This is a genomic window from Leisingera sp. ANG59, from assembly GCF_013317235.1.
Classification (GTDB): Bacteria; Pseudomonadota; Alphaproteobacteria; order Rhodobacterales; family Rhodobacteraceae; genus Leisingera.
In genome coordinates, this window is record NZ_WLCM01000013.1 from 96,595 (window position 1) to 121,837 (window position 25,243).

At 63.1% G+C, this 25,243-nt stretch carries 21 protein-coding genes, 2 pseudogenes and 1 riboswitch; of the genes and pseudogenes, 12 read left to right on the forward strand and 11 right to left on the reverse strand.

Going from position 1 to position 25,243, the window contains the following annotated elements:
• Positions 1-3: 3 nt before the first annotated feature.
• Genes bioA through bioB form a run of 4 tightly spaced genes read right to left on the reverse strand, consistent with a single transcriptional unit; the run spans position 4 to position 4,038 of the window.
• Positions 4-1,302 (reverse strand): adenosylmethionine--8-amino-7-oxononanoate transaminase, encoded by a 1,299-nt coding sequence (gene bioA, locus GKC28_RS13605; RefSeq protein WP_174147447.1) that lies wholly within the window; start codon positions 1,300-1,302, stop codon positions 4-6.
• Positions 1,299-1,925, reverse strand: a complete 627-nt coding sequence (gene bioD, locus GKC28_RS13610; protein ID WP_174147448.1) for a dethiobiotin synthase — start codon at positions 1,923-1,925, stop codon at positions 1,299-1,301. The genes bioA and bioD overlap by 4 nt, the downstream gene beginning before the upstream one ends.
• Positions 1,922-3,061, reverse strand: coding sequence for an 8-amino-7-oxononanoate synthase (locus GKC28_RS13615; protein ID WP_174147449.1), 1,140 nt, complete (start codon positions 3,059-3,061; stop codon positions 1,922-1,924). Before GKC28_RS13615 ends, bioD begins: the two co-directional genes overlap by 4 nt.
• The gene (gene bioB / locus GKC28_RS13620) at positions 3,061-4,038 is read right to left on the reverse strand and encodes a biotin synthase BioB (RefSeq protein ID WP_174147450.1); all 978 of its coding nucleotides are present in this window, start codon (positions 4,036-4,038) and stop codon (positions 3,061-3,063) included. The genes GKC28_RS13615 and bioB overlap by 1 nt, the downstream gene beginning before the upstream one ends.
• A gap of 213 nt (positions 4,039-4,251) precedes the next feature.
• Positions 4,252-4,380, forward strand: a riboswitch (TPP riboswitch).
• A 137-nt stretch (positions 4,381-4,517) separates the two neighbouring features.
• Between bioB and thiC the strand changes: the two genes are divergently transcribed.
• From thiC to GKC28_RS13660, 8 genes are all read left to right on the forward strand, one after another.
• A complete protein-coding gene (gene thiC, locus GKC28_RS13625; RefSeq protein WP_174147451.1) occupies positions 4,518-6,332 on the forward strand; it encodes a phosphomethylpyrimidine synthase ThiC in 1,815 nt (604 codons plus the stop codon).
• Positions 6,329-7,297, forward strand: a complete 969-nt coding sequence (locus GKC28_RS13630; protein ID WP_174147452.1) for an FAD-dependent oxidoreductase — start codon at positions 6,329-6,331, stop codon at positions 7,295-7,297. Before thiC ends, GKC28_RS13630 begins: the two co-directional genes overlap by 4 nt.
• On the forward strand, positions 7,266-7,463 hold the full coding sequence (thiS, locus tag GKC28_RS13635) for a sulfur carrier protein ThiS (protein ID WP_174147453.1): 198 nt from the start codon (positions 7,266-7,268) through the stop codon (positions 7,461-7,463). Before GKC28_RS13630 ends, thiS begins: the two co-directional genes overlap by 32 nt.
• Position 7,464: 1 nt before the next feature.
• Entirely contained in the window at positions 7,465-8,232 is a 768-nt protein-coding gene (locus GKC28_RS13640; RefSeq protein WP_174147454.1) for a thiazole synthase, read from the forward strand.
• A complete protein-coding gene (locus GKC28_RS13645) occupies positions 8,232-8,837 on the forward strand; it encodes a thiamine phosphate synthase (RefSeq protein WP_174147466.1) in 606 nt (201 codons plus the stop codon). The genes GKC28_RS13640 and GKC28_RS13645 overlap by 1 nt, the downstream gene beginning before the upstream one ends.
• Positions 8,834-9,802 carry a HesA/MoeB/ThiF family protein gene (locus GKC28_RS13650; protein WP_174147455.1) on the forward strand — a complete coding sequence of 323 codons (969 nt, stop codon included), beginning with the start codon at positions 8,834-8,836 and terminating at the stop codon, positions 9,800-9,802. The genes GKC28_RS13645 and GKC28_RS13650 overlap by 4 nt, the downstream gene beginning before the upstream one ends.
• A complete protein-coding gene (locus GKC28_RS13655; protein ID WP_174147456.1) occupies positions 9,799-10,503 on the forward strand; it encodes a hydroxymethylpyrimidine/phosphomethylpyrimidine kinase in 705 nt (234 codons plus the stop codon). Before GKC28_RS13650 ends, GKC28_RS13655 begins: the two co-directional genes overlap by 4 nt.
• A gap of 115 nt (positions 10,504-10,618) precedes the next feature.
• Positions 10,619-11,977, forward strand: coding sequence for an amidase (locus GKC28_RS13660; protein ID WP_174147457.1), 1,359 nt, complete (start codon positions 10,619-10,621; stop codon positions 11,975-11,977).
• A 6-nt stretch (positions 11,978-11,983) separates the two neighbouring features.
• Here GKC28_RS13660 and GKC28_RS13665 read toward each other — a convergent pair whose 3' ends face one another.
• Entirely contained in the window at positions 11,984-12,973 is a 990-nt protein-coding gene (locus GKC28_RS13665) for a hypothetical protein (RefSeq protein WP_174147458.1), read from the reverse strand.
• A 167-nt stretch (positions 12,974-13,140) separates the two neighbouring features.
• Here GKC28_RS13665 and GKC28_RS13670 point away from each other — a divergent pair, with 167 nt between their 5' ends.
• Entirely contained in the window at positions 13,141-13,632 is a 492-nt protein-coding gene (locus GKC28_RS13670; RefSeq protein WP_174147459.1) for a hypothetical protein, read from the forward strand.
• Between the two features lie 378 nt (positions 13,633-14,010).
• Here the strand turns inward: GKC28_RS13670 and istB are convergent, their stop codons facing one another.
• Both istB and istA read right to left on the reverse strand, forming a co-directional pair.
• Positions 14,011-14,739, reverse strand: a complete 729-nt coding sequence (gene istB, locus GKC28_RS13675; RefSeq protein WP_174147460.1) for an IS21-like element ISPkr1 family helper ATPase IstB — start codon at positions 14,737-14,739, stop codon at positions 14,011-14,013.
• Positions 14,669-16,029, reverse strand: a pseudogene (istA, locus tag GKC28_RS13680) (IS21 family transposase); the annotation flags it as partial. The gene istB and the pseudogene istA, both read right to left, overlap by 71 nt.
• 436 nt (positions 16,030-16,465) lie before the next feature.
• Here istA and GKC28_RS26835 point away from each other — a divergent pair.
• Complete coding sequence (locus tag GKC28_RS26835; protein WP_368041118.1) at positions 16,466-16,834, forward strand: HGGxSTG domain-containing protein; 369 nt, start codon at positions 16,466-16,468, stop codon at positions 16,832-16,834.
• 242 nt (positions 16,835-17,076) lie between these two features.
• Complete coding sequence (locus GKC28_RS13685) at positions 17,077-17,991, forward strand: sulfotransferase (protein WP_174147461.1); 915 nt, start codon at positions 17,077-17,079, stop codon at positions 17,989-17,991.
• A gap of 53 nt (positions 17,992-18,044) precedes the next feature.
• Here GKC28_RS13685 and GKC28_RS13690 read toward each other — a convergent pair whose 3' ends face one another.
• From GKC28_RS13690 to GKC28_RS13700, 4 genes and pseudogenes are all read right to left on the reverse strand, one after another.
• Positions 18,045-20,825 (reverse strand): non-ribosomal peptide synthetase, encoded by a 2,781-nt coding sequence (locus GKC28_RS13690; RefSeq protein WP_302480798.1) that lies wholly within the window; start codon positions 20,823-20,825, stop codon positions 18,045-18,047.
• 262 nt (positions 20,826-21,087) lie between these two features.
• Positions 21,088-21,303, reverse strand: a pseudogene (locus GKC28_RS26405) (hypothetical protein); the annotation flags it as partial.
• A gap of 1,176 nt (positions 21,304-22,479) precedes the next feature.
• The gene (locus GKC28_RS13695; protein ID WP_174147463.1) at positions 22,480-24,393 is read right to left on the reverse strand and encodes a DEAD/DEAH box helicase family protein; all 1,914 of its coding nucleotides are present in this window, start codon (positions 24,391-24,393) and stop codon (positions 22,480-22,482) included.
• 155 nt (positions 24,394-24,548) lie between these two features.
• Positions 24,549-25,073 (reverse strand): M48 family metallopeptidase, encoded by a 525-nt coding sequence (locus GKC28_RS13700; protein WP_254604229.1) that lies wholly within the window; start codon positions 25,071-25,073, stop codon positions 24,549-24,551.
• A 29-nt stretch (positions 25,074-25,102) separates the two neighbouring features.
• On the opposite strand from GKC28_RS13700, the gene GKC28_RS26410 reads away from it, so the two are divergent.
• On the forward strand, positions 25,103-25,243 hold a 141-nt coding region (locus GKC28_RS26410), incomplete at its 3' end, for a helix-turn-helix domain-containing protein (RefSeq protein ID WP_368041119.1).

The following is a 25,243-nucleotide window of genomic DNA, read 5'->3' on the forward strand; positions in this document are numbered from 1 at the left end:
GGCTTACAGCTCCCGCGCCAGCCGCAGCATGCCCGCGGTGATTTGGCTCAGCTGGTCCGGCGCGGTGATGAACGGGGGCATGGTATAGATGTTGCAGCCGAAGGGGCGCAGGAACACGCCCATTTCATGCGCCCGGGCATGCGCCTCGTCGGCTGAGACGCGGTGTTTCATCTCGATGACGCCAATGGCGCCCAGCACCCGCACATCGGCCACATTGGGCAGGTCGCGCGCCGGGGCCAGTTCGGCCTGCATCTGTTCGCTGATGGCCGCCACAGTGCCGCGCCAGTCCTGCCCGATAAGAAGGTCCAGCGACGCCTTGGCGGCCGCACAGGCCAGCGGGTTGCCCATATAGGTCGGCCCGTGCATGAACAGGCCGGGATTGCCGCCGCCGATGCCCTCGGCCACGCGGTCATTGGTCATGGTGCAGGCAAAGGAAATATGCCCGCCCGTCAGCCCCTTGCCGAGGCAGATGATATCCGGCTCGACAGAGCAGAAACCGGTGGCAAACAGCTCGCCGGTGCGGCCGAACCCAGTGGCGATCTCGTCGAAGATCAAGAGGATGCCCAGTTCGTCGCAGAGCGCACGCGCCTGGTTCAGGTATTCCGGGTGATAGAAATACATGCCGCCGGTGCCCTGCACCACGGGCTCCAGGATGAAGGCCGCGATCTTCTGCGCATTGGCTTCCAGCACCGCGCGCAGCTCGCCCAGGCCGTTCCGGGCCGGGTCGTCATTCCAGTCTTCATGAATGCGGATGGGCGGGCGGGCGACGAAATGCTGCACGCTCAGCGCGCCCTGGAACAGGTGGTGCATGCCGGTGTCCGGGTCGCAGACGCTCATCGCCTTCCAGGTGTCGCCGTGATAGCCGGAGCGGATGGTGGCAAATTCCTTGCGATCCGGCTGGCCGATGGCGTGCTGGTACTGCACCGCCATTTTCATCGCCACCTCAACCGATACCGAGCCGCTGTCGCAGTAGAAGATCCGGGTTAGGCTGTCGGGCGTGACCTCCAAGAGCTTGCGGCCCAGGTCGATGGCCGGGTCATGGGTCAGCCCGCCGAACATCACATGCGGCAGGGTGTCGAGCTGGTCGTGGATTGCCTTGGTGATCGCCGGGTTCTTGTGTCCGTGCATCATGCACCACCAGGACGACATGGCGTCGATCAACCGGGTGCCGTCATCCAGCGTGATGTACATGCCTTCGCTTTCTTTCACCACAAAGGTCGGGCCGGGCTTGGCGACATTGGTGTAAGGATGCCAGAGATGCTGCTGGTCGAATTCCAGCTGGGTGAGGCTGGATGCGCTCATGCCAAGGCCTCCTTGATCAGGGCCACCCGGATGCTCGCTTGAAACGCTACCGCCAAAGCGTCAGAGGTCAGCTCGCCCAGAACCGGCAAACGGCCCAGATGCGCCACCTGGCCGAACTGGCAGATGGTTTCCTCCACCGCCGGTTCAGCGTCACCGATGAAGGCCACGCCCACCACCGCACAGCCCGCATCCCGCAGCGCCTTCAGCGACAGCAGCGTGTGGTTGATCGTGCCCAGCTGCGTCCGCGCACAGAGGATCACCGGCGCGCGCCAGCGGGCGAACAGGTCGAGATACAGCACCTTGCGGTTCAGAGGCACCATCAGCCCGCCTGCCCCCTCAGCGATGAGCGTACCGTTCACCTCAGGCAAAGACAGCATATCCGGGTCGATCTCCACCCCCTCGGCTTCCGCCGACAGATGCGGCGAGGCGGGCAGTTGCAGCAGGTAGCCCTCGGGCAGCGCCGGGCGGCCCGACAGGCGGGACACGGTCTGGCTGTCCGTCTCCTCCTCCAGCCCCGATTGCACCGGCTTCCAATAGGTGGCGCCCAGCGCCTGCACCAGGCCGGCCGAGAAGATGGTCTTGCCGATGCCGGTATCGGTTCCGGTCACGATCAGCGCGCTCATTGGGCAGTCTCCATTTCCCGAGCGAGGTCTTCGAACATCCGGGTGATGACCTCTGCCCCCGTATTCAGTGTGATCGACAGCCGCAGCCGCGAGGTGCCGCGGGGCACCGTCGGCGGGCGGATGCCGCGGATGTCATAGCCGCGGGTTTGCATCCACGAAGCCAGCGCCATGGTGCGCTTGTCGTCGCCGATCACCACCGGCAGGATCTGGCTTTGGAACCCTTCCAGCCCGCACAGGCGCTTGGCCTCGCCTTGAGCATGGGTGATCCCGCGCCAAGCCTGTTCACGGCGGTCCGGGTTTTGCTTCAGTTCCTGCAAAGCTGCGCGCACCAGGGCCGCGTTCAGCGGCGACGGGGCGGTGGCAAAGATGAAGCCGCGTGCCTTGTTTATCAGCGTTTCGATCAGAATTTTCTGGCCACAGATAAGCGCACCCGAGGCGCCCAGCGCCTTGCCGCAAGTGTGCAGGGACAGGACATTCGGGCGGTGCGCAATATCATGCGCCAGTCCCCGGCCCAGATCGCCGAACACGCCCGTCGAATGCGCCTCATCCACAACCAGTACGGCACCATCTGCATCCGCCAGCGCCATCAGCGCTTCCAGCGGCGCCAAGTCGCCATCCATGGAGTAAACCGCCTCAACCGCAATCCAGACTTGGCCGGAACCGCCAGCCGAGCGCCAGTCCTTCAGCACCCGTGCCGCGTCCTCCGCGTCGCTATGGGCAAAGCTGCGGGTCTCCGCCCGGCCCAGCCGCATCCCGTCATGAGTGCTGGCATGGATCAGCGCGTCATACAGCACCAGATCGCCCTGCTGCGGCAGAGTGGAGAAAATCGCCTGGTTAGCGTTGAAACCGCCGCCCATGAACAGCGCCGCCTCGGTGCCGAAGAAGTCCGCGGCCTCCGCCTCCAGCAGCTGATGCTCCGCGTCATTGCCGCGCAAGAGGCGCGAGCCCCCTGCCCCCACCGGCACGCCGCGCGCCAGCGCGTCAGCGGCGGCGGCACGCAGCACGTCGCTGCCCGCCAGCCCGAGGTAGTCGTTGGAGGCAAAGTCATGCCCTTCCCGCGGCATCAGCTGCCGGTAGCGTCCGCGCGTGCGCAGCGCTTCCAGCGATTTCTCATGCCTCGGGAAGGCGCCCGCCATCAGCGGCTGCCGTCGCAGCCTGCCGCCATCGCGGTGATGCCCAGACGGTCGAACAGCTGCTGGTCCTTGTCCTCTTCGGGGTTGTCCGCGGTCAGCAGCGTGTCGCCCACAAAGATCGAGTTGGCACCGGCAAAGAAGCACATCGCCTGCATCTCGTCCGACATATCTGTGCGGCCCGCGGACAGGCGCACATGCGATTTCGGCATCAGGATGCGGGCCAGCGCCACGGAGCGGACGAATTCGATCGGGTCCAGCTTCTCGACATTGGCCAGCGGCGTGTCGGCGATCGGGATCAGCATGTTCACCGGCACCGAGTCGGGGTGCACCTCCAACGTGGCCAGCGCCAGCATCATGTCGATGCGGTCCAGCTGCTGCTCGCCCATGCCGACGATACCGCCGGAGCACACCTTGATGCCCGCTTCGCGCACCCGGTTCAGGGTGTCGATCCGGTCGGCAAAGGTGCGGGTGGTGATGATTTCGGAGTAGTAGCGCTCCGAGGTGTCGATGTTGTGGTTGTAGTAATCGAGACCCGCATCGCGCAGGCGGAACACCTGCTCCTCGTCGAGCATGCCCAGGGTCATGCAGGTTTCCATGCCCAGTTCCTTGACGCCCTGCACCATCGCCTCCAGTGCCGCCATGTCGCGGTCCTTGGGCGAGCGCCAGGCGGCGCCCATGCAATAGCGGGTGGCGCCGCCTTCCTTGGCTTTCTTGGCCTCGGCGATCACCCGCTGCACCTCGATCAGCTTGGACGCCGACAGCTGGGCGCCGTTGCGGGCCGACTGCGAGCAATAGGCGCAATCCTCGGCGCAGCCGCCGGTCTTGATGCTGAGCAGCTTGGATTTCTGCACCTGATTGGGGTCGAAATACTGCCGGTGCACGGTGTGCGCCTGGAACAGCAAGTCCATGAAAGGCTTGTTGTAAATCGCTTCCGCTTCCTCGCGGGTCCAGTCGGTGCGGATGGGTGCAGCGTCCAGCATGCTGTCTCCTGTTCTCTATACCTGTTGGCCATGCGCGGATGGCGTTTCCGGGTTTTATAGATAACTTTGAGTGCACCGATCAAGCATCAAAGCTGCGCTGCAGCGATTTGCCTCAAATACCCGCCCATAAGGCCAATATCAGACTGATATTAATGCCAAAAAATAATCTACAAAGATTCCGGTTGACGCAAACCCCGCACCTCCCCTAGCCCTATAGGCACGCAGGGGAGTCCCGCCCAAGGGACTGAGAGGCGTCATGGTGCGGGGCATCCCGGACCGGCGGCGCGACCCTTTGAACCTGACCCAGTTGATACTGGCGTAGGAAGCTAGGAGCATGGCGCGGCGCCCCAGCGGCAACCTGTGTTCCGAGCAGGCAGCATGCGTGCACCGGCCGTACACCGGCTGTACACCCCCCTGCCCGTTTTCCTCCGTCCCGGCTCAACTGGTGTTTTTGAACCGAAGGCCCGGAGGAACACCAGATGAACGTCCCCAACCCCAAGATTACCACGGGCGCATTGCCCGCATCGCGCAAGATCTATGTCAGCGGCGAGGTCCACCAGGATATCCGCGTGCCGATGCGCGAGATCTCCACTCACCCCACCGCGGGCGAGGCGCCGCTGCCGGTCTATGACAGCTCCGGCCCCTACACCGACCCCGATGTGCTGACCGACATCCGCGAGGGTCTGCCAGCACTGCGCCGCCAGTGGATCGAGGCGCGCGGCGACGTCGAGAGCTATCAGGGCCGCGATGTGAAGCCCGAGGACAACGGCTTTGTCGAGGGCGACCGGCTGACGCCGGAGTTCCCGGTGAAGCCCGCCACGCTGCGCGGCAAGGACGGCAAGGCCCCGACCCAGCTGGCCTATGCGCGAGCCGGCATCATCACACCGGAGATGGAGTTCGTGGCGATCCGCGAAAACCAGCTGCGCGAGTTGTCGCCGTGCCATGCGAACCGCGATGGCAATGACTTCGGCGCCAACATTCCCGACTACGTCACACCGGAATTCGTGCGCCAGGAAATCGCCGCCGGCCGCGCCATCATCCCCGCCAATATCAACCACCCGGAAATCGAGCCGATGATCATCGGCCGCAATTTCAAGGTGAAGATCAACGCCAACATGGGCACCTCGGCCGTCACCTCCTCGATGGAGGAAGAGGTCGACAAGCTGGTCTGGGCGATCCGCTGGGGCGCCGACACGGTGATGGACCTGTCCACGGGCCGCAACATCCACAACACCCGCGAATGGATCGTGCGCAACTCGCCGGTTCCGATCGGCACCGTGCCGATCTACCAGGCGCTGGAGAAGGTGAACGGCATCGCCGAGGACCTGACCTGGGAAGTGTTCCGCGACACGCTGATCGAGCAGGCGGAACAGGGCGTCGATTATTTCACCATCCACGCGGGCGTGCGGCTGCATATGGTGCCGATGACGGTGAACCGGGTGACGGGGATTGTCTCGCGCGGCGGCTCGATCATGGCCAAGTGGTGCCTGCATCACCACAAAGAGTCGTTCCTCTATGAGCATTTTGAGGAAATCTGCGACATCTGCCGCCAGTATGACGTGAGCTTCTCGTTGGGCGATGGCTTGCGCCCCGGCTCGATAGCGGACGCCAATGACGAGGCGCAGTTTGCAGAGCTGGAGACCCTGGGCGAGCTGACCAAGATCGCTTGGGCCAAGGATTGCCAGGTGATGATCGAGGGGCCGGGCCATGTCGCCATGCACAAGATCAAGGAGAACATGGACAAGCAGCTGGAGTGCTGCCACGAGGCGCCCTTCTACACGCTTGGCCCGCTGACCACCGACATCGCGCCGGGCTATGACCACATCACCTCCGGCATCGGGGCTGCGATGATCGGCTGGTTCGGCTGCGCAATGCTGTGTTACGTGACACCCAAGGAGCACCTGGGCCTGCCCGACCGCGACGATGTGAAAACCGGCGTCATCACCTACAAGATCGCGGCCCATGCTGCCGATCTAGCCAAGGGGCTGCCGGGGGCGCAGCGCCGCGACGATGCGCTGTCCCGTGCGCGCTTCGAATTCCGCTGGGAGGATCAGTTCAACCTGTCGCTGGACCCCGACACCGCGCGGGAGTTCCACGACCAGACCCTGCCGAAGCAGGCCCATAAGGTCGCCCATTTCTGCTCCATGTGCGGGCCGAAGTTCTGCTCGATGCGTATTTCGCACGACATCCGCTCCGAGGCGCAGAAGGAGGGCATGGAGGCCATGGCCGCCAAGTTCCGCGAGGGCGGCGAGCTGTATGTGCCTGCCGCCGGGGCTGCGGAGCCCGCGGAATGATCACCATCGCCGGTGCGGGCCTTGCCGGCCTCGCCTGCGCCTATGAACTGGCGCAGCGCGGGGCGCAGGTCACCGTCTATGAGCGGGGCGAAACCCCAGGGACCGGCAGCGTCGCGCGCTTTGCGGGCGGCATGCTGGCGCCCTGGTGCGAACGCGAAAGCGCCGAGGCGGAGGTGATCACCCTCGGCAGCCGCGCCTTCGGCTGGTGGGCCAAGGTCACCCCGGTGCACAGGCGCGGCACGCTGGTGATTGCGCCGGCCCGCGACCGGGCCGAGCTGATCCGGTTTGCCCGCCGCACCACCACCCACCGCGGCGTGGACGGGGTGGAAATTGGCGAGCTGGAACCGGCACTGGCGGGGCGGTTTGCGCAGGGGCTGTTCTTTGAGCAGGAGGCGCATCTGAACCCGCGCCGCGCGCTGCGGGACTTGAGCGCCAAGGTGCAGCAGATGGGGGTGGAAATCCGTTACGGCACCCCTGCCCCGGCCCGCGTCGCGCTGGATTGCACCGGGATGGCGGCGCCGCTGCCCGGCTTGCGCCCGGTGCGCGGCGAGATGGCGATCCTGCACTGCCCGGAGGTGGAGATCAGCCGCGCCCTGCGCCTGCTGCACCCGCGGATGCCGCTCTATCTGGTGCCCCGCGGCGACGGGTATTTCATGATTGGCGGCACCATGATCGAGAGCAGCTCGGACCGTGCCATCACCCTGCGCTCGCTCAGTGACCTGCTGAGTGCTGCCTTTGCCCTGCACCCGGGTTTTGCGGAGGCCAGCGTGGTGGAGACCGGCGCTGGCCTGCGCCCGGCCTTCCCGGACAACCTGCCGCGGCTGAGCGAACAGGGCGGCACGCTTTACGTCAATGGCCTTTACCGGCACGGCTTTCTGCTTGCGCCCGCGATGGCGGAAGCCGCGGCCCGCCGCCTGTTACAGGAGACATCAGATGAAGATCATCGTGAACGCCGAACCGCGTGACGTATCCGCAACCGATCTGAAGACGGCTTTGCACGAGCTTGGCTTTGTTTGCTCGGCCGTTGCCACCGCTTTGAACGGCACCTTTGTGGCCCGCGGCAAGCGGGAGGAGGTGCAGCTGTCCGAGGGCGACCGGCTGGAAGTGCTGGCCCCGATGCAGGGAGGATGAGATGAAAGTCTACGGAACAGAGATCGCCTCGCGGCTGCTTTTGGGCACGGCGCAATACCCCTCGCCCGCGGTTCTGGCGGAGGCGGTGCACTCCAGCGGCACGGAGATCATCACCGTGTCCTTGCGCCGCGAGACCGCCGATGGCTCCGGCGCCGGGTTCTGGGAGAGCTTGCGGGAGACCGGCTGCCGGATCCTGCCCAACACGGCGGGCTGCCATTCGGTGCAGGAGGCGGTGACCACCGCCCGTATGGCGCGGGAGCTGTTCGGAACGCCCTGGATCAAGCTGGAGGTGATCGGCCATTCCGACACGCTGCAGCCGGATGTGTTCGGGCTGGTGGAGGCGGCGCGGGTGCTCAGCGCCGAGGGGTTCCAGGTGTTTCCCTATACCACCGACGATCTGGTGGTGGGGGAGAAGCTGCTGGAAGCGGGCTGCGAGGTGCTGATGCCCTGGGGGGCGCCGATCGGCTCCGGCCAGGGGTTGCGGAACCCTGATGCCTTGCGGGCGATGCGGGCGCATTTTCCTGACGTGCCGCTGATCGTCGATGCCGGCATCGGGCGGCCCTCGGACGCGGCACAGGCGATGGAGCTGGGCATGGACGCGGTGCTGCTGAACACCGCGGTGGCCAAGGCTGGCGATCCGGCAGGCATGGCTAGCGCGATGGCGCTGGCGGTTGAAGCAGGGCGTGCGGGGTATGAGGCCGACCCGATGGAGCGGCGCGATATGGCGGTGCCTTCCACCCCGGTTCTGGGACTGGCGGAGTTTGCATGATGGACCGTTTCTATCTGATCGTGGGCCATGTCGGCCGTCTGGAGCTGCTTGTCCCTCAGGGGGCGAATCTGGTTCAGCTGCGCATCAAGGATGAGCCGGAGGCCGAAGTGCGCCGCCAGATTGCCCGGGCCCGCGACTTCTGCGCGGTGCATGATGCCCAGCTGGTGGTGAATGACTACTGGCAGGCGGCTTTGGACCTGAACTGCAGCTTCGTGCATCTGGGTCAGGAGGACATGGACACCGCCGACTTTGCCGCGCTGCGCCGCAAGGGGGTGCGGTTCGGCCTGTCGACCCACGATGAGGCGGAGCTGGACCGTGCGCTGTCCTTTGGGCCGGAGTATGTGGCGCTGGGGCCGGTCTATCCGACGCTGCTGAAAAAGATGAAATGGGGGCCGCAGGGGCTGGAGCAGGTGACGCGCTGGAAGCAGATGGCGGGAAAGACGCCGCTGGTGGCCATCGGCGGGCTGACACCGGAGCGGCTGCCGGGGGTCTTTGCCGCAGGCGCCGACAGCGCGGCGGTGGTGACCGATATCCAGCTGGCGGAGGATCCCGAGGCCCGCACCCGGGAATGGGTGCAGGCTTGCCGCGCCAAGGTGCACGCATGAGCCGCTATGCGCGCCAGATGATTCTGCCGGAGGTGGGTGCGGAGGGCCAGGCGCGGCTGGCCCGCGCCCATGTGCTGGTGGTTGGCGCCGGGGGCCTCGGTAGCCCGGTGCTGCAATACCTGGGTGGCGCCGGCGTGGGCCGGATCACGGTGATGGATGGCGACGTGGTGGAAGAGAGCAACCTGCACCGGCAGGTGCTCTACTCCACCGCAGACATCGGTTTGCCCAAGGCGGAGGCGGCCCGGCGGCACCTGCTGGCCGCCAACCCGGGTTTGCAGGTCACAGCGCATGCCCGGCGCCTCGATGCGGCCAATGCGGTGCAGATGGTGGCAGCAGCCGATCTGGTGGTGGATGCCGCGGACAGTTTTGCGGTGTCCTATATCCTCTCGGATGAATGCCTGCGTCAGGGCAAGGTGCTGATTTCCGCCTCGGCGCTGGGGCAGTCCGGCTATGCCGGCGGTTTCTGCGGCGGCGCGCCGTCGCTGCGTGCCGTTTTCCCGGACCTGCCCGCACAGGCCGCGACCTGTGCTACCGCCGGGGTGATGGGGCCGCTGGTGGGCATGATCGGTGCCCTGCAGGCGCAACTGGCGCTGAAGGCACTGCTGGGGCATCAGCCCTCCCCGCTGGGGCAGCTGTTTGTCTTCCGGCTCGGAAAGCTGCAGGTGAGTACTTTCCGTTTTGACGATGCTGAAGAACCTCAGGACGCCCTGCCATTTGTTTCAGCCGCGCATATCCTGCCCGGGGACACGGTGGTCGAACTGCGGGACACGGCAGAGGCACCTCAACCGGCGGTGCCGCAGGCCCGGCGGATTGCCCGTGCGGACCTGGCGGCGGCAGGGCTGCCGCACGAGGGGCGGATCGTGCTGTGCTGCCGCAGCGGGCTGCGCGCCTGGGGGGCAGCGCAGGATCTGCGGCAGGCGGGGTACAGCGATCTGGCGTTGCTGGCGGCGGGAGATGGCTGGTGACGGTCATTCTGGCCATTGGCGGCACCGACAGCAGCGGCGGAGCGGGGCTGACGCGGGATACGGCGATGGCCGCGAACCTGGGCATCACCCTGCGCCCGGTGGTGACTGCCGTCACCGTGCAGACAGATGAGGCGGTTCTGGCCGTCCACCCCTGCGCGCCCCAGGCTGTTGCGGATCAAGCGTCCGCTGCCCTGGCAACACCCCCGCCACCGGAGGCTGCGAAGATCGGCATGCTTGGCTCTGCCGCAGTCGCGGAGGCTGTGGCGGCCACCCTGCCCGCCGGCCTTCCCGTCGTGCTGGACCCGGTGCTGAAGGCAACCTCCGGCGGGACACTGATGGATGCGGACGGGTTTGGCGCCTTGCTGCGCCGTGCGGCCCTGGTCACGCCGAACCTGGCAGAACTGGAGGTACTGACCGGTATTGGCGGCCCGGTCGAGGCGCAAGCGGCAGCGCTGCTGGCCCAAGGCGTGCAAGCCGTGCTGGTCAAGGGCGGGCACGGCACTGGCACCCGGAGCACCGACCTGCTGTTCACAGCGGATGGCGCGGTCACGCCCTTCTCCGCGCCGCGGCTGGCAGTCTCCAAACGCGGCACGGGATGCAGCCTGGCCACCGCCATCGCCTGCCAGCTGGCCAAGGGCGACAGCCTGCGGGAGGCCTGCCGCCACGGCAAGGACGCGGTGCACCGCTGGCTGCGCCGCTGACCGCGGCAAGGTCGCTGACGAGCGGTTTTCAGGCCGGTTTCAGGACGGAGTGAAGCGTTCAGTCTCCCTAGGGTCGCGGCAGCACCGCTGCCACATGGACCCGGAGACCCGCCGCATGACCGATATCACTGCGCTCAGCGCCGAGGAGATGGCCGCCAAGCTGCGCGCGCGTGAACTGAGCGCCCGCGAGGTGCTGGCAGCACACAAGACGCAGACCGAAGCGCAGGAAGGCACTGTGAACGCCTTTGTCACTCTGGACTGGGAGGCGGCGGAGGCACGCGCGGCAGAACTGGATGCGCTGGCGGCACGCGGTGAGTTTGCCGGCCCGCTGCACGGCCTGCCGGTTGCCATCAAGGATTGCTTTGAAACCAAGGGACTGCGCACCACCTGGGGCTCAAAGAGCTTTGAAGTCCATGTGCCGGATTATGACGCGCTGCATGTCGCCCGGCTGCGTGCAGCCGGTGCGGTGATAACCGGCAAGAGCAATACACCGGAGTTCACCCTGTCGGGCCAAACCGCCAACCTGGTCTCCGGCACCACCCGCAACCCGCTGAACCCGCAAAAATCCGTTGCGGGAAGCTCCGGCGGTGCGGCAGCGGTACTGGCGGCAAACATGGCGGCGCTGGCCGATGGATCGGACCTGGGCGGCAGCACCCGCACGCCTGCCGCCTGGTGCGGGGTTGCGGGGATGCGCCCGACCTCCGGCCTGATCCCCTATGGCCCGAATCCGTCCCCGTTTGACGGGCTGTCGGTGCCGGGCCCGATGGCACGGACGGTGCGGGACCTGGTGCTGATGCTGGAGGTGATGCAGGGCAATGCGGCCTGCCAGCCGCTGGGGTATTGGCAGGAGCTGCCGCGGCTGGCGGACCTGGAAGAGGCCCCTGGCCGGCGCACAGGCCGGGCGGCGCTGTCGCTGGCGCCGTTTGGTGCAAGCGTGGAGCCGTCTGTGCAAGCGGCGGTTGCCCCGGTTGAAAGGCTCTGCCTCGAGATGGGCTGGCAAGTGGCGGAAGACGCGCCGCCGCTGGAGCCGCTCCTGGCGCATGGCGACATCATCCGGGGCCAATGCGCGCTGCAGCTGCGCGCGGCGCTGGCGCCGGACATGGCGCTGGCAGGCGAAAGCTACCGCACCGCCTGCGCCCAGGCCGAGGGGCGCGGCCTGGCGGAGCTGATCGCCTATCAGACAACCCGTGCCAAGGTCTGGGTAGATGTTTGCACCTTCTTCGAGCGTTACGACTTTGCCCTCTGGCCCACGGCGACAGGGATGCCGTTCTCCGCAGACCTGCGCGACGGGGAGATCACCGAGGACTGGCGCACTGTGACGCTGACCCCGCCGATGGAGCTGCCCTCAATCTCGATCCCCTTTGGACGTTCTGCGGATAGGATGCCTGCCGGGCTGCATATCACCGGGCCGAAGGGCTCCGATGCGCGGCTGCTGCAGTTTGCCCGCAGTATCGAGCGGGCGCTTCAGGGCTGACCCGCCTCAGCGCATCCAGAAGCCCTCGGACTTGATCCTGTTGCGGATCGCCTGCTCGCGCCGGGGCAGGTTTTCGCGGTCAAACAGCGCCCGCACCTTTTCGCCGCGCCCCTGGTAGACCATGCGCTTGATCGGCTCGTAGCCCTTCAGCACCTTCTTGATCCGGTTCGGCGCAGCCACTTCGTGCAGCACCTCCACCACGCGGTCGCTTTCTCGCGCATAAAGCAGAGGGAACAGCCGGTAGTGGCAGCTGACCCCGCCGTCGAGATAGCCTGCGGGCAGCGCATCGCGCCCGCCGCCGAAGGAATGGATCACCAGCGGCAGCACGACCTGGTCCAGCCAGGGATCCAGGCTTTGGCCCACCAGTTCCGGCGGGGGATCGTTCCTGACAGACTGCGCAAAATCCAGGAACCGCTTGCCAAATGCCTGCGGGCAGGCACCGTAGAAGAAGCCCGCGTTGAAATAGAGGTAGCGCTTCCAGTATTCATCCGGCTGGCTGATGTCGAGGCTGGACTGGAAGTCGAGACCGAAGCGGTCATAGAGCGCCCGCCAGATGCCTGCATATCCCGGCCCGTACAGCGTCGGCTTCGGCCAGGTGCCCTCGACCCGCAGCGATGCCGAGGGACGGGAGAAGTCAAACGGCACCTCAGCCAGCTCACCGGTGATCAGCGTGTCGGTGTCGAAGAACACAAACGGCTCCCCTTCGGGCAGCGCCAGCAGCGCCTCGATCTTGTTGCCATAGGGGTATGCGGCGCCGAACACTTGGCTTTCGAACGGCAGGATCTCCGCATCCAAATCCGCAAGGGCCTGCAGGACATCCTGATTGCGGATGCCGGCATCCTTGTCCCACAGCGGCCCCGGCTGCGGCACTGCCACCAACAGGCGGCCGGTAAATCCCGGCGAGCAGCGGCGCAGCGAGGCCGCAAACAGCAGTGCCTCATACTGCAGCCGGCCCGCCTGGCCGACGATCATCACATTGAAGGGGGCATTTGCCATTGTTTTCCCCGTTTTCGGCCGCTGCCAGGCGGCTAGAACTGTGCGTTAAGGCCGCAAAGAGAATTGCCTGCTAAGCTAGCTATAAGCCGGCAAACTGCCGCGCAACCGGCCATTGGGAATTTCGGGACGCCTTGTGACGCAAAAGGCGCCGTGAGTGGAGAGAGATGATGTTTGATGTGATCCTGGCCATTATTGCCGCTTCCGCGCAGCCCGGAACGGACGCCGGAACGCCGGAAGCCGCAGCTGCGGCGCCAGCTCCCGCCGCCGTGCCAGCCGCCCTCGCCGCGGAACCGCAGGAGGCCACCGGCCGCTTCACCACCGCGCTGGAGGTCAAGCCGATCCTGGCCGCGACCCAGGCCAACTGGATCCATGTCCGCGAATTCGACGGCCAGGACCTGCTTTATGTGACCCACTTGTGGTCCTGGCGCTGCGGCCTGGCGCAGGTCAGGCTGGGTGTGAACGGCCAGGCGCCGGAAATCTGGCCGCTGCCGGACTGCCACCTGGAGGAGGGCTTTCCCAATATGATCAAAGAGGAAGACGGCCTGCCCTACCGCAGCTACCCCCTGGGCTCGATCGAGCAGATCGCTGTCGAGGTGACCTATGACGACCTGAGCACCGAAAGCCTGACCTTCAGCCGCAGCGGCCGGCCCCTGCAGTGATCCTGCGGCAGATGCCGCTCTCCCGCATGCTGCCTTCGGCAGCTTTAGGGAGGCCGTAAAGCTTTCCGGGCGCGCTGGACCAGCGGCACCGTCCGCCTTTCCCGCAGACTGCGCCTGTGTTTGACAGACCTCCCCGCCCCCCCCCCTTGGGCTTAAGGGGAAACCAGTCCTCAACCGGCTGGTCCGCAAGTTTCCCGGCCCCGGGCTTCCGCCACGCGGGCGGCCCTTGTTCACGGGGATGTCCAACCTGTCAATCGGCATGGAACTTTGACCCCCTATAGGCATCCAAAATTGACCCCCTGTTTGACGTGCGGTTAGCTGGCCCGATGCGGCGCAGTCTCCACAAAGCGAAGCCGTATCGGGCCAGCGTCGGCTCGACTATTCTCGGGTTTTGAAGCGCCAGCTCTCGTTGCCCGTTTCGACGAAGTCGCAATGGTGGGTAAGGCGGTCGAGCAGCGCGGTAGTCATCTTGGCGTCGCCGAAGACCGAGGGCCATTCGCCGAAGTCGAGGTTGGTCGTCACGATGATCGATGTGCGCTCGTAGAGGCGGCTGATGAGATGGAACAATAGCTGACCACCGGTTTGTGCGAAGGGGAGATAGCCAAGCTCGTCGAGGATCAGGAAGTCGAGACGGCACAGCAGATCTGCCGTGCGCCCCTGTCGGTCGGCGCGGGCTTCCGCATCGAGTTTGTTCACCAGGTCCACAACGTTGAAGAAGCGCCCCCGTCTGCCGCGGCGGATGCACGCCCGAGCGATGCTGACGGCCAGGTGGGATTTACCGGTCCCTGTGCCGCCGATCAGCACGGCATTGCGTTGCTGCGCCAGAAACTCTCCGGTCGCCAGATCACGGACCAGCGCCTCGTTGACCGGCGTGCCTTCGAAGCTGAACTCATCGACCTCTTTCGCCAGGGGCAGCTTGGCAATCGTCATCTGGTATTTGATCGAGCGCGCCTGCTTCTCACTGATCTCGGCGTTCAGCAGATCGCCGATGATCTGTTGCGGTTCGTGCTGACGCTTCACCGCCGTGGCGATGGTCTCATCGTAGGCGGCCTTCATGCCGTAGAGCTTCAGCTGGCTCATCGCGTCCAGCACCTGTGATCTTTCCATGGATGTGTCTCCTTAGGCTGTCATAGCGTTTGCAGTCGGCCACGGGCTCGCAGGTCAGTCGCAGCGCGTCGGGCGTATCGATGGTCAGCGGCGGCGGCGGCTCACGATGCCGGGCCAGAATGTTGATGACGACCGAGGCCGCGGGGGCCCCTTCGTTCAGCGCTTCGGCACAGGCAGCATCCACTGCATCCCGCCCATCGGTGGGGATCATGCTCAGGATCTGGACCATCTGCCGGTCGCCATTGGGCACCTTGCCCAGTTTGCGCTGAATGCGCCTGATCGCTGATGGCAGCTCCCAGTCCTTGAAGGGAGCCCCATTCCTGAGGGCGCCAGGCTTGCGGGCCAGCACCGGGATGTAGTGCAGCGGATCGTAGATGGCCTTGTCGCGCCCGAAGGCTCGTTCATGCCGCCCTACGATCTTGCCGTCCTGCCAGAACTCGACCCGCTCGGCATAGGCGCGGATCTCGACTGGCCGGCCGACGGCGCGGCCATCCACCGAGTAGCGGTTCTTGTCGAACCGGACGAGACAGGTCTTCGAGACTGATGCCGGAACAGCGTGGAAACCATCAAAGGGGCCGACGTATGGCACCAGACTCGCCCGCTCATCCTCGAAGACCTCCCAGATCGTGCGGTCTCGAAGCTCCTGGTGCGGATGAGATTTGGCCCAGGCAACGCAGCGATCCTCGAGCCAGGCGTTTAGTTCGGAGTAACTCTTAAACTTGGGCCTGGGCACGAAGAAGCGACGCCGGACAACGCCTACCTGGTTCTCGACCTGCCCCTTCTCCCAGCCCGATGCCGGTGTACAGGCAACGGGATCGACAAGATAATGCCCGCACATCTGCTGGAAGCGCCGATTGTAGGCCCGGTCGCGGCCAACGAAGATCGTGTCTACCGCCGTCTTCGCGTCCATTGTCCTCGGACCAATGGCGGACAATTCCCGCTGTCGTAGATCCCGCGCGTGCAGGCCCCGCCGAAGAAGGCGAAGGCCTTGTCATGGGCATCGAACACCATCTCCTGCGTCTCGCGCGGATAGGCCCGGACAAACAGCATGCGGCTGTGGCAGAGCCGGACATGCGCCACCTTCACAGTGGTGGTCGCACCGTCGATCACAACAATCTCGCGGCTCCAGTCAAATTGGTAGGCCTCGCCCGGATCGAAAATCAGCGGGACATAGGCGGCCGCGGAGGCCTCTTGTTCTTCCTTGGACCACGTGGCCGCGTAACGCCGGACAGCGTCATAGCCGCCGTCATATCCAAGGGCTCTCAGTTCTTCGAAGATCCGGATGCGGGTTCCGGCATCGGAGAGGCTGCGCAATGGGCGCTTGATGAATTGCCGACACAAGACGGGAAACCGGCCCGAAAGGCTTTCATGCGCTGGCACGAAACGCAGAACCCCCGCACAAAAACCGTGCATAGGCGTCACAGATCGGCTGACGGTAAGGACGAAACCACGCCGCCCGCTAAGTCTCCCGTCCTGAAAATTGTGTCGGGCTGAGCGGGATAGCGAAATGCCACGTCACAGAAAGCAGGACATATCTACATCTAGCCATGGGACAGGAACAAAACAGATGACCGGTGACGAACTGAAACAGCACCGCTTGCGACTGGGCTTTTCGCGCTCAGCCTTGGCCGCTTTGGCTGGGCTGCACCCCTCATCAGTCAAGTATTGGGAACGGAAAGGGAATGTGCTTGTTCGCGGTTATGCGCCTTTGCGGTTGCTCTCGGCAATGGGACTTGAGGCGCCGAAGTACCGCAAGCCATTCCAGAAGCCGCGGAGGGGATGGGACAATTTCTCGCCCTCTACATGCGCGCGGGGTAGGGTCTTAGGCACCCCGCGCGTCCAAACCTTTTCTAAGCAGTGCGGCGCACGTACCCGCAAAGACACGGCCTGCCGTTCTAGGCCCATCCCCGGCAAGGCGCGCTGCCGGTTTCATGGCGGGCTTTCCACTGGCCCGAAAACGCAGGCGGGACGAAACAGAATCGCGGACGCGCAACGGAGGCGCTGGGCGATCCGCCTTGGCAGGCAATCTGTCGCCAGTGGAGCCTTTGCGGATTTGGATCGAAGATGCCATTCAAAGGCGCTCACAGATGAATGATTTAATCTGCCTATAGGAGCCGAGAAGACTGCGAGGATACCGGGATGCCTGGACCAAACTCAACCGCTGTTTGGCTTGAACGCCACGAAGGCGGAATCTCATCCTGTTTGTCGCGCAGAACTGCCGCCCGAAGAACTCTGTGCGGCCTTGGGTGAGGCAGCAATAGACAACAGCTGCACATTCCGGCAATGTCGCGCAGCATCCGGGCCTTGGCCCTTTCCTATTCTTGCGGGGTTTTCTGCGTGACCATCAAAGTCGTTTTGATCGCCGGAGCCGGACGCTCCGGCAGCACCTTTTTGTCTCAGCTTTTGTCCCAGAACGAAGATTGTCAGAATGTCGGCCAGATCCGTCATCTGCCCATGTCTATGCACAAGAACTGGCCGTGTTCCTGTGGTCAGACGCTGCCGCTCTGTGGCTATTGGGGGCAGATAGCTGCCCGTATGGTTCAGACCCATGGAGCCAGTGCCATGGAGGAGTTGCGTGACGGCTTTGCTGCCTTCCAGAAGACCTCTAACCAGATCAATAACTGGAGCGATGCCAAAGCACGCAATGATATTCGCGCCGCGCACCCCCGCTTTCTGGAACTGCTGGTCAGCCTCTACCGATTTGCCAGTGCAGAGGCTCAAAATCGCGTGCTGATCGATTCTTCGAAACTCCCTAACCTGGCCCTAGCACTGCAGCTGGCCGAGGGGATCGACCTTTATATACTCAATTTGGTGCGCGACCCCCGTGCCGTTGCCGTAAGCTGGAGCAAACTGGTCAAAAAAACCGAGGTTCTACGCCAGCGCGCTCGCAACTGGAACAAGCGGGTGAAACGAATGCAAGAACTGGAGCAGGTGGCGGACGATGCCTTCCTGCAGCTGAAATACGAAGATTTTGCAAACACGCCCCGGCCGGTGCTGGAACAGATCCAGGCTTGGGCCGGGTTGACGCAGGACACCAGCTTTTTCATCGCATCTCAAAGTGCAGAAATTTCATGGGAACGCACCCATCTGTTCCCGCCCGCCAATGAGGAAGTGCTACAAAAGCAGGCCACCAGGATCGACATCCGTCCAGCCTCGTCTTGGAAGTCCGAGGCTCATACCGAGGTGCGCAAGATGGCCGAGGAGATCAATTTCCCCAAGGCTGCCAAATTGGGCTACCGCAAAGCACTGTAAGACAGTGCCTCGTAACGGCATCTCTCAGGATTCACTTCTGCCGGTGCCATGATTCAGCGCAGCACTGTCTCCTGCGTGTCGGCCGCGAACGCAGCATCGGTCAGCTGTTGTGACAATTTCTCCCGGCCGCTGAAACGGTTGACATGGTGGAAATCACGGTAATCTTCGGGTCTCAGATCAAACTCTGATGGCCGAATAAGCGGGCGGCGCAAAGCGCTGTCCACCACGTCAAGCAGGCTGTCGAAATGCGGCCCTGCCGGGCCACGAGCCCGCGCCGTCTGCAATGCAGATTCTCTCACCGGGTGCACAAAGCTTAGCAGACGCGGACAGAAGCTTTCGGCGGTTGCGGCCCCCTGCAGCCAGATCTGCCGCTGCATTGCAATGAATTCAAGCCGCCCCATATGGGCATCGGTGACTTCAACTTCACGTTTTTTGCTCCACTGCGCATTCGAGGCCACCACCTGATCGGCGCCGCTGCCTTGGCGTCCTCCCCGCAGGATGGTGCCGCCGCCGACGGCCTCCCAGCGGTTCCACGGATCGACACTGGCCAGCTCTTCCAGAACATAATCCCCTGCCAGATAGGCTTTGACCACTTCGATCTCACGCCCGGTTGGCAGCGGGCTAAGCTGCATCAGCTCCAGTTCATAGACGCCAAAGGCCACCGGCTTGTCCAGTTCTCGCACCACATCGCGTACGTATTCCACCAGCTCGACCGTACCTGCATTACTGAGTTTGGCCATACCGAGATTGGCCGCACAGACCGGCTGCCCCAAGGCTGCGGCACGCGCTTCGACCCCCCCGGTGTCTATGGCCGCTGCCACGCCGGAGGATCCAAAGAACAGTGCCAAGGGGTGTTCAGCCGCCGCCGCCCATTCCGGGAAACGGTTCAGGCATTCGATGGTGCGTCGGGATTTATAATGCACCGTCTTGCGTGCAGGATTCTTGCGGCGCTTGCCTGCTGCTTTTCCTCTGCCAGCAGCTTTTTCACCGTTTCCTTGGCCAGATGCCTTGCCAGCCCCGGCCCCGGGATGAGCTGCATTGTCCGGGTCGACCAGGTGTTTCACCAGTTTAGCCAGCTTGCCAATGCGCATCTCAGCCATCTCAGCGACCAGGTTCTGATCCAGCGCCAGACCAAAGGCTTTTTCGATGCGCACCGAAAATTCCGCAAAAGCCAGGGAATCCAGCCCCGCAGCCATTAGATCCGGTGCATTGAGGATCGCCTCCTGGCTGAGTGCCGGGTTGATCTGACGCGCCAGGGAAATTAGCTGGCGGCGCATATTTTGCGTCTTGATCCTGCCCCCTGCCTCAGCCGCCGCCGGGGAAGTGGCTTCCGTCTCGGCCATCAGGGCTGCCCCAATGGCCCCGCGGTCCACCTTGCCGCTGGCGTTTTTGGGAAAGCTTGCCTCCTGGCGCACTGCCGAAGGGACCATATAAGATGGCAGCGTCTCTCCCAGCTGGGCCAAAAGCGCAGCACTGTCGCCATTCCAGCCCTCGATCGAGGCGATCAGCACTGCCGGGGCCGGGGACTTCAGCGGCAGCGGCGTCACCACGGCGGAGCAGCCGCCAGTCAACTCACGGATCCGGGCTTCGATTTCACCAATTTCGACTCGGTATCCACGGATCTTGATCTGGTTATCGGCACGGTCGATGAAATGCAGCTCATCCGCCCGGACGCGTTTCACCCTGTCGCCGGTACGATAGAAACGCCCGCTATGCTGGGGCAGGTCCACAAAAGCGGCTGCGGTTTTTTCCGGGTCATCCAGATAGCCTTGCGCCAGCTGAGGCCCGGCCATGTACAGCTCGCCGGTGCCGCCAAGCCCCACTTCCTGCTGGTCCGCGTCCAGCACCAGGGCCCGCATTCCCGGCAGGCAGGCGCCGATCGGTGTCAGGCCCAGGTGAGTCTCCATCTGACCCGCATGCACAGGCAGGCGATAGCGCATACAGGCAATGGTGGCCTCGGTCGGGCCGTACCAGTTCTCCACCACGCTGCCGGTGGCGGCCTGCCATTTCATGGCCAGGTCCAGCGGCAGCGCTTCACCGCAGAACAGCGAATGCCGAATGCCACTCAGCGCTCCCGGGGCCAAGCTATGCTGCAGGTTCATCTTCTGTGCCAGCGAAGGCACCGAGAACCAGCAGGTCACGCCCTCGCGCCGCACATATTCTGCCGGGTATTCGAGATCCTTGGCCGAGGGCACGATCAGCTCTCCACCGGCACGCCAGCACAGGAACATGTCATGCACCGACAGATCAAAGGTCAGGTCGAAATTCTGTGAAAACCGGTCCGCAGGCCCGTAGCTCGTGACCGCCATGGCCGCGGACAGATAGGCATCCAGATTGCCATGGCTGATCCGCACGCCCTTGGGCATGCCGGTGCTGCCCGAGGTGAAGAGGATATAGGCGATGGGATTGCTGAGGTCCGCCGTCAACGCCGGGCCCTCTTGTGGCGTCGCGACAACCTCGATCCCGGTGCCGCGAGTCAGCTCTTGCATGCGCGCCTGTTCCGCGGGGGCACAGATTACGGAGCCAGCGCCAGAACGTTCCAGCAGAGTGCGGTTGCGCTCATCAGGGAATTTCGGATTGAGCGGCACGTAGGAAAGGCCCAACTGCAATGCGGCCAGCACTCCGGCGTAACTCTCGAGGCTGCGGTCGGCATAGATTGCACAGGCAGCGGTTTTTTTCTGCCGTTGCGCTACGGCGGCCTGCACCGCACGGGCCAGCCCTTGCGACAATTGACCCAGGGCCTCATAACTGAGCCGCCCCCCCCCCCGACCCGCAGGGCCGGGGCTGTTGGAGTCTGACGCATATGGTGCAGAAAATCCTGAGACGCCTGCCAACCTCCCATGGCCTGTTCCGCTCCAGGTTTGATAATCACACTTATGTCGTTATTCATTAAATTCACCTGTGCATTGCGGTTGAAAAATCTGCAGGCGCAGACGTGCCCTAGGACGGGCTGCAATGCAAAGGCAAACCACAATAGTTGAAACTAAAATATCGCGCACCTTTCATCCGCACTATTTGAAGCGATACCGGCCTGCGGCTTTTCCAATACGTTCAGTCAGTGGTGCGGGGTGTTCATCTGTCAGTCGTTTCTGTGTCTCAATATGCGCCCGCAAATACCCGAAACTCCAAGGTCAGGATACATAACCAGAACATGACGACGGCGACGAGGGCGCAGGCTGAGGGGAAGACTGTCGGACATCTATCATTGCGGGTTGCGACACGGCGCCAGTCCTTGAGGCGGGCGAGGCTGTTCTCGACCTTGTGGCGCTTGCAGTAGCGGACCTCGTCGTGTGGGATGGGCTTCTTGCGCCCCTGGCTTGGCTTCGTTCGGTGCCTTCTTTTGAAACGCGGGAATAGTCAAGATACGTATCTATGAGACCGCGAAATGCTGCCCACTGCGTGATATGCCCGGCGTGATGGAACTCTTCAGTTCTTCGCTCGAAACGAAGCAGACGCGCGCCATCCGGATCGTTGAAACATTTCGATGCCCGTTCATTTTGTGTCCCTTTGATCGGGAAATCATGATTCGATAAATCATAATCGACTCCGCCAGCCCAGTCTGAATGTCTCCCCTTTCGAACTCAATGCACGTTTGTATGGCTGCTTGCGTTTCCTTGGAAACTTCGAGGTCGCCAGGCAAAACTTTCTCATCAGGTCCGACCAACTGCTGCATCCTCACTGCACACACGTGGCTGAATTTCGATAAGGCGTCGGGCAGAAAGGACTTCGCCGCAACTAGCTTGTTTTCCCGGCTATCCTACTCCCTCTCTCCTTGTTTGGCCTGCTGGCAGATGTTCACAACGACCACGAATACTGGGAAAATAAGTGCGCCTAATAGCAATCCAAACGCTTTCCAATAGTCGTTGATTGCGTCCGTCCCTTCAGTATTGACAAGCCAACCCACCAGAGGGACGAACTCCGCTCCAACGAAAAAACCAAGCGGGAAATTGGCCGGAAGTCGGCCATTTTCGTGGGTGATGCCTTTTCTTCATCGTCTCATTCCTTCCCGCCCAGTACTACACCCGGCACCCGGCCCGGCTGCGGCCAGCCCCGTTTTGAGGATTTGGACGCCCTTTTCGTCGAAGCCCCTGTGGAAGGATTGTTGCGAGCCGTTCCGGAATGCCTAGGCATCGAAAGCTCAAGGTGGGGCGCTTAGTGGGGCCGGTCAAAGCGAGCGCAATCTAACTGTCTGATTTATAATGAAGTTTCTGAATTATATGGTGCCCCCACACGGATGTTGTGTTCCCGTTACAGGCACTGCTTCAGCCGGTAGCCCCAGCAAACTAAGGGCTATCCGACGTTGCGGGTACGGGTCAACAGGCGCGGCGTGGTCTACGCTTTGGTCTACGGTTCTTTCTCTCTCCTATCTGTGGTCCTTCAGCCAATCGGGTTGGCCCTGCTGTGAGCGCAGTCACCCCATTGGGGGGAAACCGCTGTCGCTTGTGTATGTGTAGGCCACTCAGATTTCTGACCCCAAAACCATCCAGGTCATGCAGATATACAGTCCACGGGTCCAAAGGTGGCCTGCAGTGCGTCATAGCTTCGCCCACCCCCGATGTTGACCTCCATCAGCCCAAGTCGTTCGTTGGCAGCCTTGAAGTCGCAGTGTCTGCGGATGCAGCGGTTGAAGTTGGAGCGGTCCTTCTCGCCGATGTGGCCCATGATCGCAGAGAACAGGATCGGTTCACCATGCCGCTCCCTTCGTTGGCGCTCCACGAACTCGACAGCTTGCCTCACCTTACCCGATAGTGGCTTGTGACGAGGCCGCCAACTGGTCAGCCGACAGCCTGGGAGCCATTGCGGCAAGGCCTGAGCCAAACCATACCTTTTCCCTGCGATGATGTAGGCGCTGCAAGGGAGGCACTTGCCCGCATCAAAGCCTCGCACAGAGCCTCGTCCTACAGCCTGGACAATCCCATGCCCCAACTCCCCCTGCTCGATCTGCTCTGTGAGACCCGCAGGTGGGTCGTCAGCTACAGACCTGCCAGAGCTGGCATAGGTCAAGCCAAGAAGCTGGCTGCCTGGAAGGTGAAGCAGCCCGGCCAAGACCACATTCGGCACGTCCTTGAAGGCGTTGGTCGCCTGATGCGCTCCCCAGTGCAGGAAGCTCACGCGGGAGAGATCTGCTTTCTTCACGTAGCCTTTGATCAACCCCACTGGATCAACACCTGCCTGTACCTTGTGGTGAACGACCAGCCAGGGTTCATCTGGCTTGGTGTCGATGACGGTTGCGACCTCGCGGGCAAGCTGATCACCGTTGCGCCTCCAACCATCCTTCCCGCCCCCTTGGTCCATCAGGTGGATCTGCAGCGGGGCATAATCCTTAGGTGCCGAACGCAAGCGAGCCAGACCGTAGCCGTGAGCCTCCCAGGCGCTATAGGTGTGACGAACCCGTCCTGATGCGTCGAGGACGAGGAGCGGTGCAAGGTCTGAAGGCAATGCGTCTCGGATGTTGAGCGCTATGACCCGGTTTCCGTGCGTCCGATTAATCCGTGCTGCTCGGCCAGCCATGGCCTTGAGCTTGTCCAACCGTTTCCGGAAGTCTTCCGTAGCAGGCACCTCATCAATGGCGATTGTGAACAAAGCCTCCAGCGCGGGCATCTGAAGGATTTGCCCAGGCGGCGACGTAGTCAAATCAAACTGAAGAGCCTGGACCTGATCCGCCAAGACTGGGCTGATCCTGCGAAGCGGGGACAGCATGGCGGCCAGTTCATCGGCTGACATCGTGATGACCTCACCCGGCTCGATGGTCTCATCCCAGACCCGTACAGCACGAGCTTGCCCCAGGTAGCGAAACTCCCTGATCTCTGACATCCGACGGCCAGCGCAACGCTTTGCAAGCATCTGCTGCGTCGTGAAGAGAACTTGCGCTGCATCTGCCTTTGTGGCCGAGAGATCTACGACCTCCTTGTCCGAACACAGAACCGCGAAATCCGCCTCGTTCAGCCCTGCTTCGTCGACCAGCCTCCGGATCTCGTCCAGCCGGGACAGGCAGACCAGGACACCGACATGAAGATGATCAGGGCTTGCCACGAACCTCCGCAGAAAGTGGGTCAAAGCCGTGGTCTTTCCCATTCCGGGGTCGAGACTGCTGAGGTGAATGGTGGGGGCGCATGACCCGTCAGCCATATCGCACAAGGTCGCGACGACATCAGCCAGAGCTTCAAGCTGCGGCTCGGTTGTGGTCATGCCTCTGGCTTCGAGTGTGGCTTCAAGATCGGAGAGGATCTGGTCAGATAACGACGACGTGGTCGAACTAGTACAACTATCATTAGGACTTATAGAAGTTTGTACCACCTCAGCCGAAGCATCAGCCGCAGGCATCAGCGGAAGTTCAAGCTGGCGGGGGATAAGGCTTTGCGCTTGGAGTGTTGCCGTATCTGTTTGTGAAATGAATGTCATGGGGGTTTCCTCGTCTCATGTGCAAGCCGAGCGCGGCGCTCCGTGTCCGCAGGCACCGTGGTGGCGTTTCGGCTATTCTGATGGTGGGCCTTAATTTCCCGGCATTGCTGGACGCGGTGACCAATAAGGCAGTTACCAGCGCAGGCGACCCGAGGTCAGTCCGCTGTCAAGATCTCGACGAGATGATCAAGTTGGGTTTTGTCCCCGCGCCAATCTGGAGCATAATTGTCCAGCAGCTTCCAGAACTCTGGACCGTGGTCATGGTGCTTCAAGTGCGCCAGCTCGTGGATGAGGACGTAGTCAATGCAGGGTCTTGGAGCCTTGACGAGATGCGTATTCACGATGATCTCTCCCGTTGGCGAGCAACTGCCCCACTGCCGCTTCATCTCCAGCAGGCGTAACGCGGGAACCTGCTGCACCCAGGGCAAGGATTTTGACACCTGCGCCAAGCGGCGAGCTAGGTAGTCACGCCCCCGCACCTTGTACCAAGCACGTACGCGAGCGCGAACATCCTCAGGTGTTTGGCGCTGCGTTTCTACCTGCAACCGGCTACCCACGAGGCGGGCAGGCTTCGGCGGCCCATCCACCGGAATAACCTTAAGTGTGAATCGGCGTGCAAAATTGACCCACTTTGGTGGGTTATGAGCGAGTAAAATTGACCCACCTGTTTTCGTTAACATCCGCACTAAAAGTGCGGAGGAAAGAGCAGGTGTTACTGATGGAAAGCGTGTCGAAGATCCGACGATGGGTATTGGTTGAGGGACGCAGCATCCGGTCTGTTGCGCGGGCGACGGGATTATCGCGGAACACGATCAAGAAGTATCTGAAGGATGAGAGCCCGCCGAGCTAC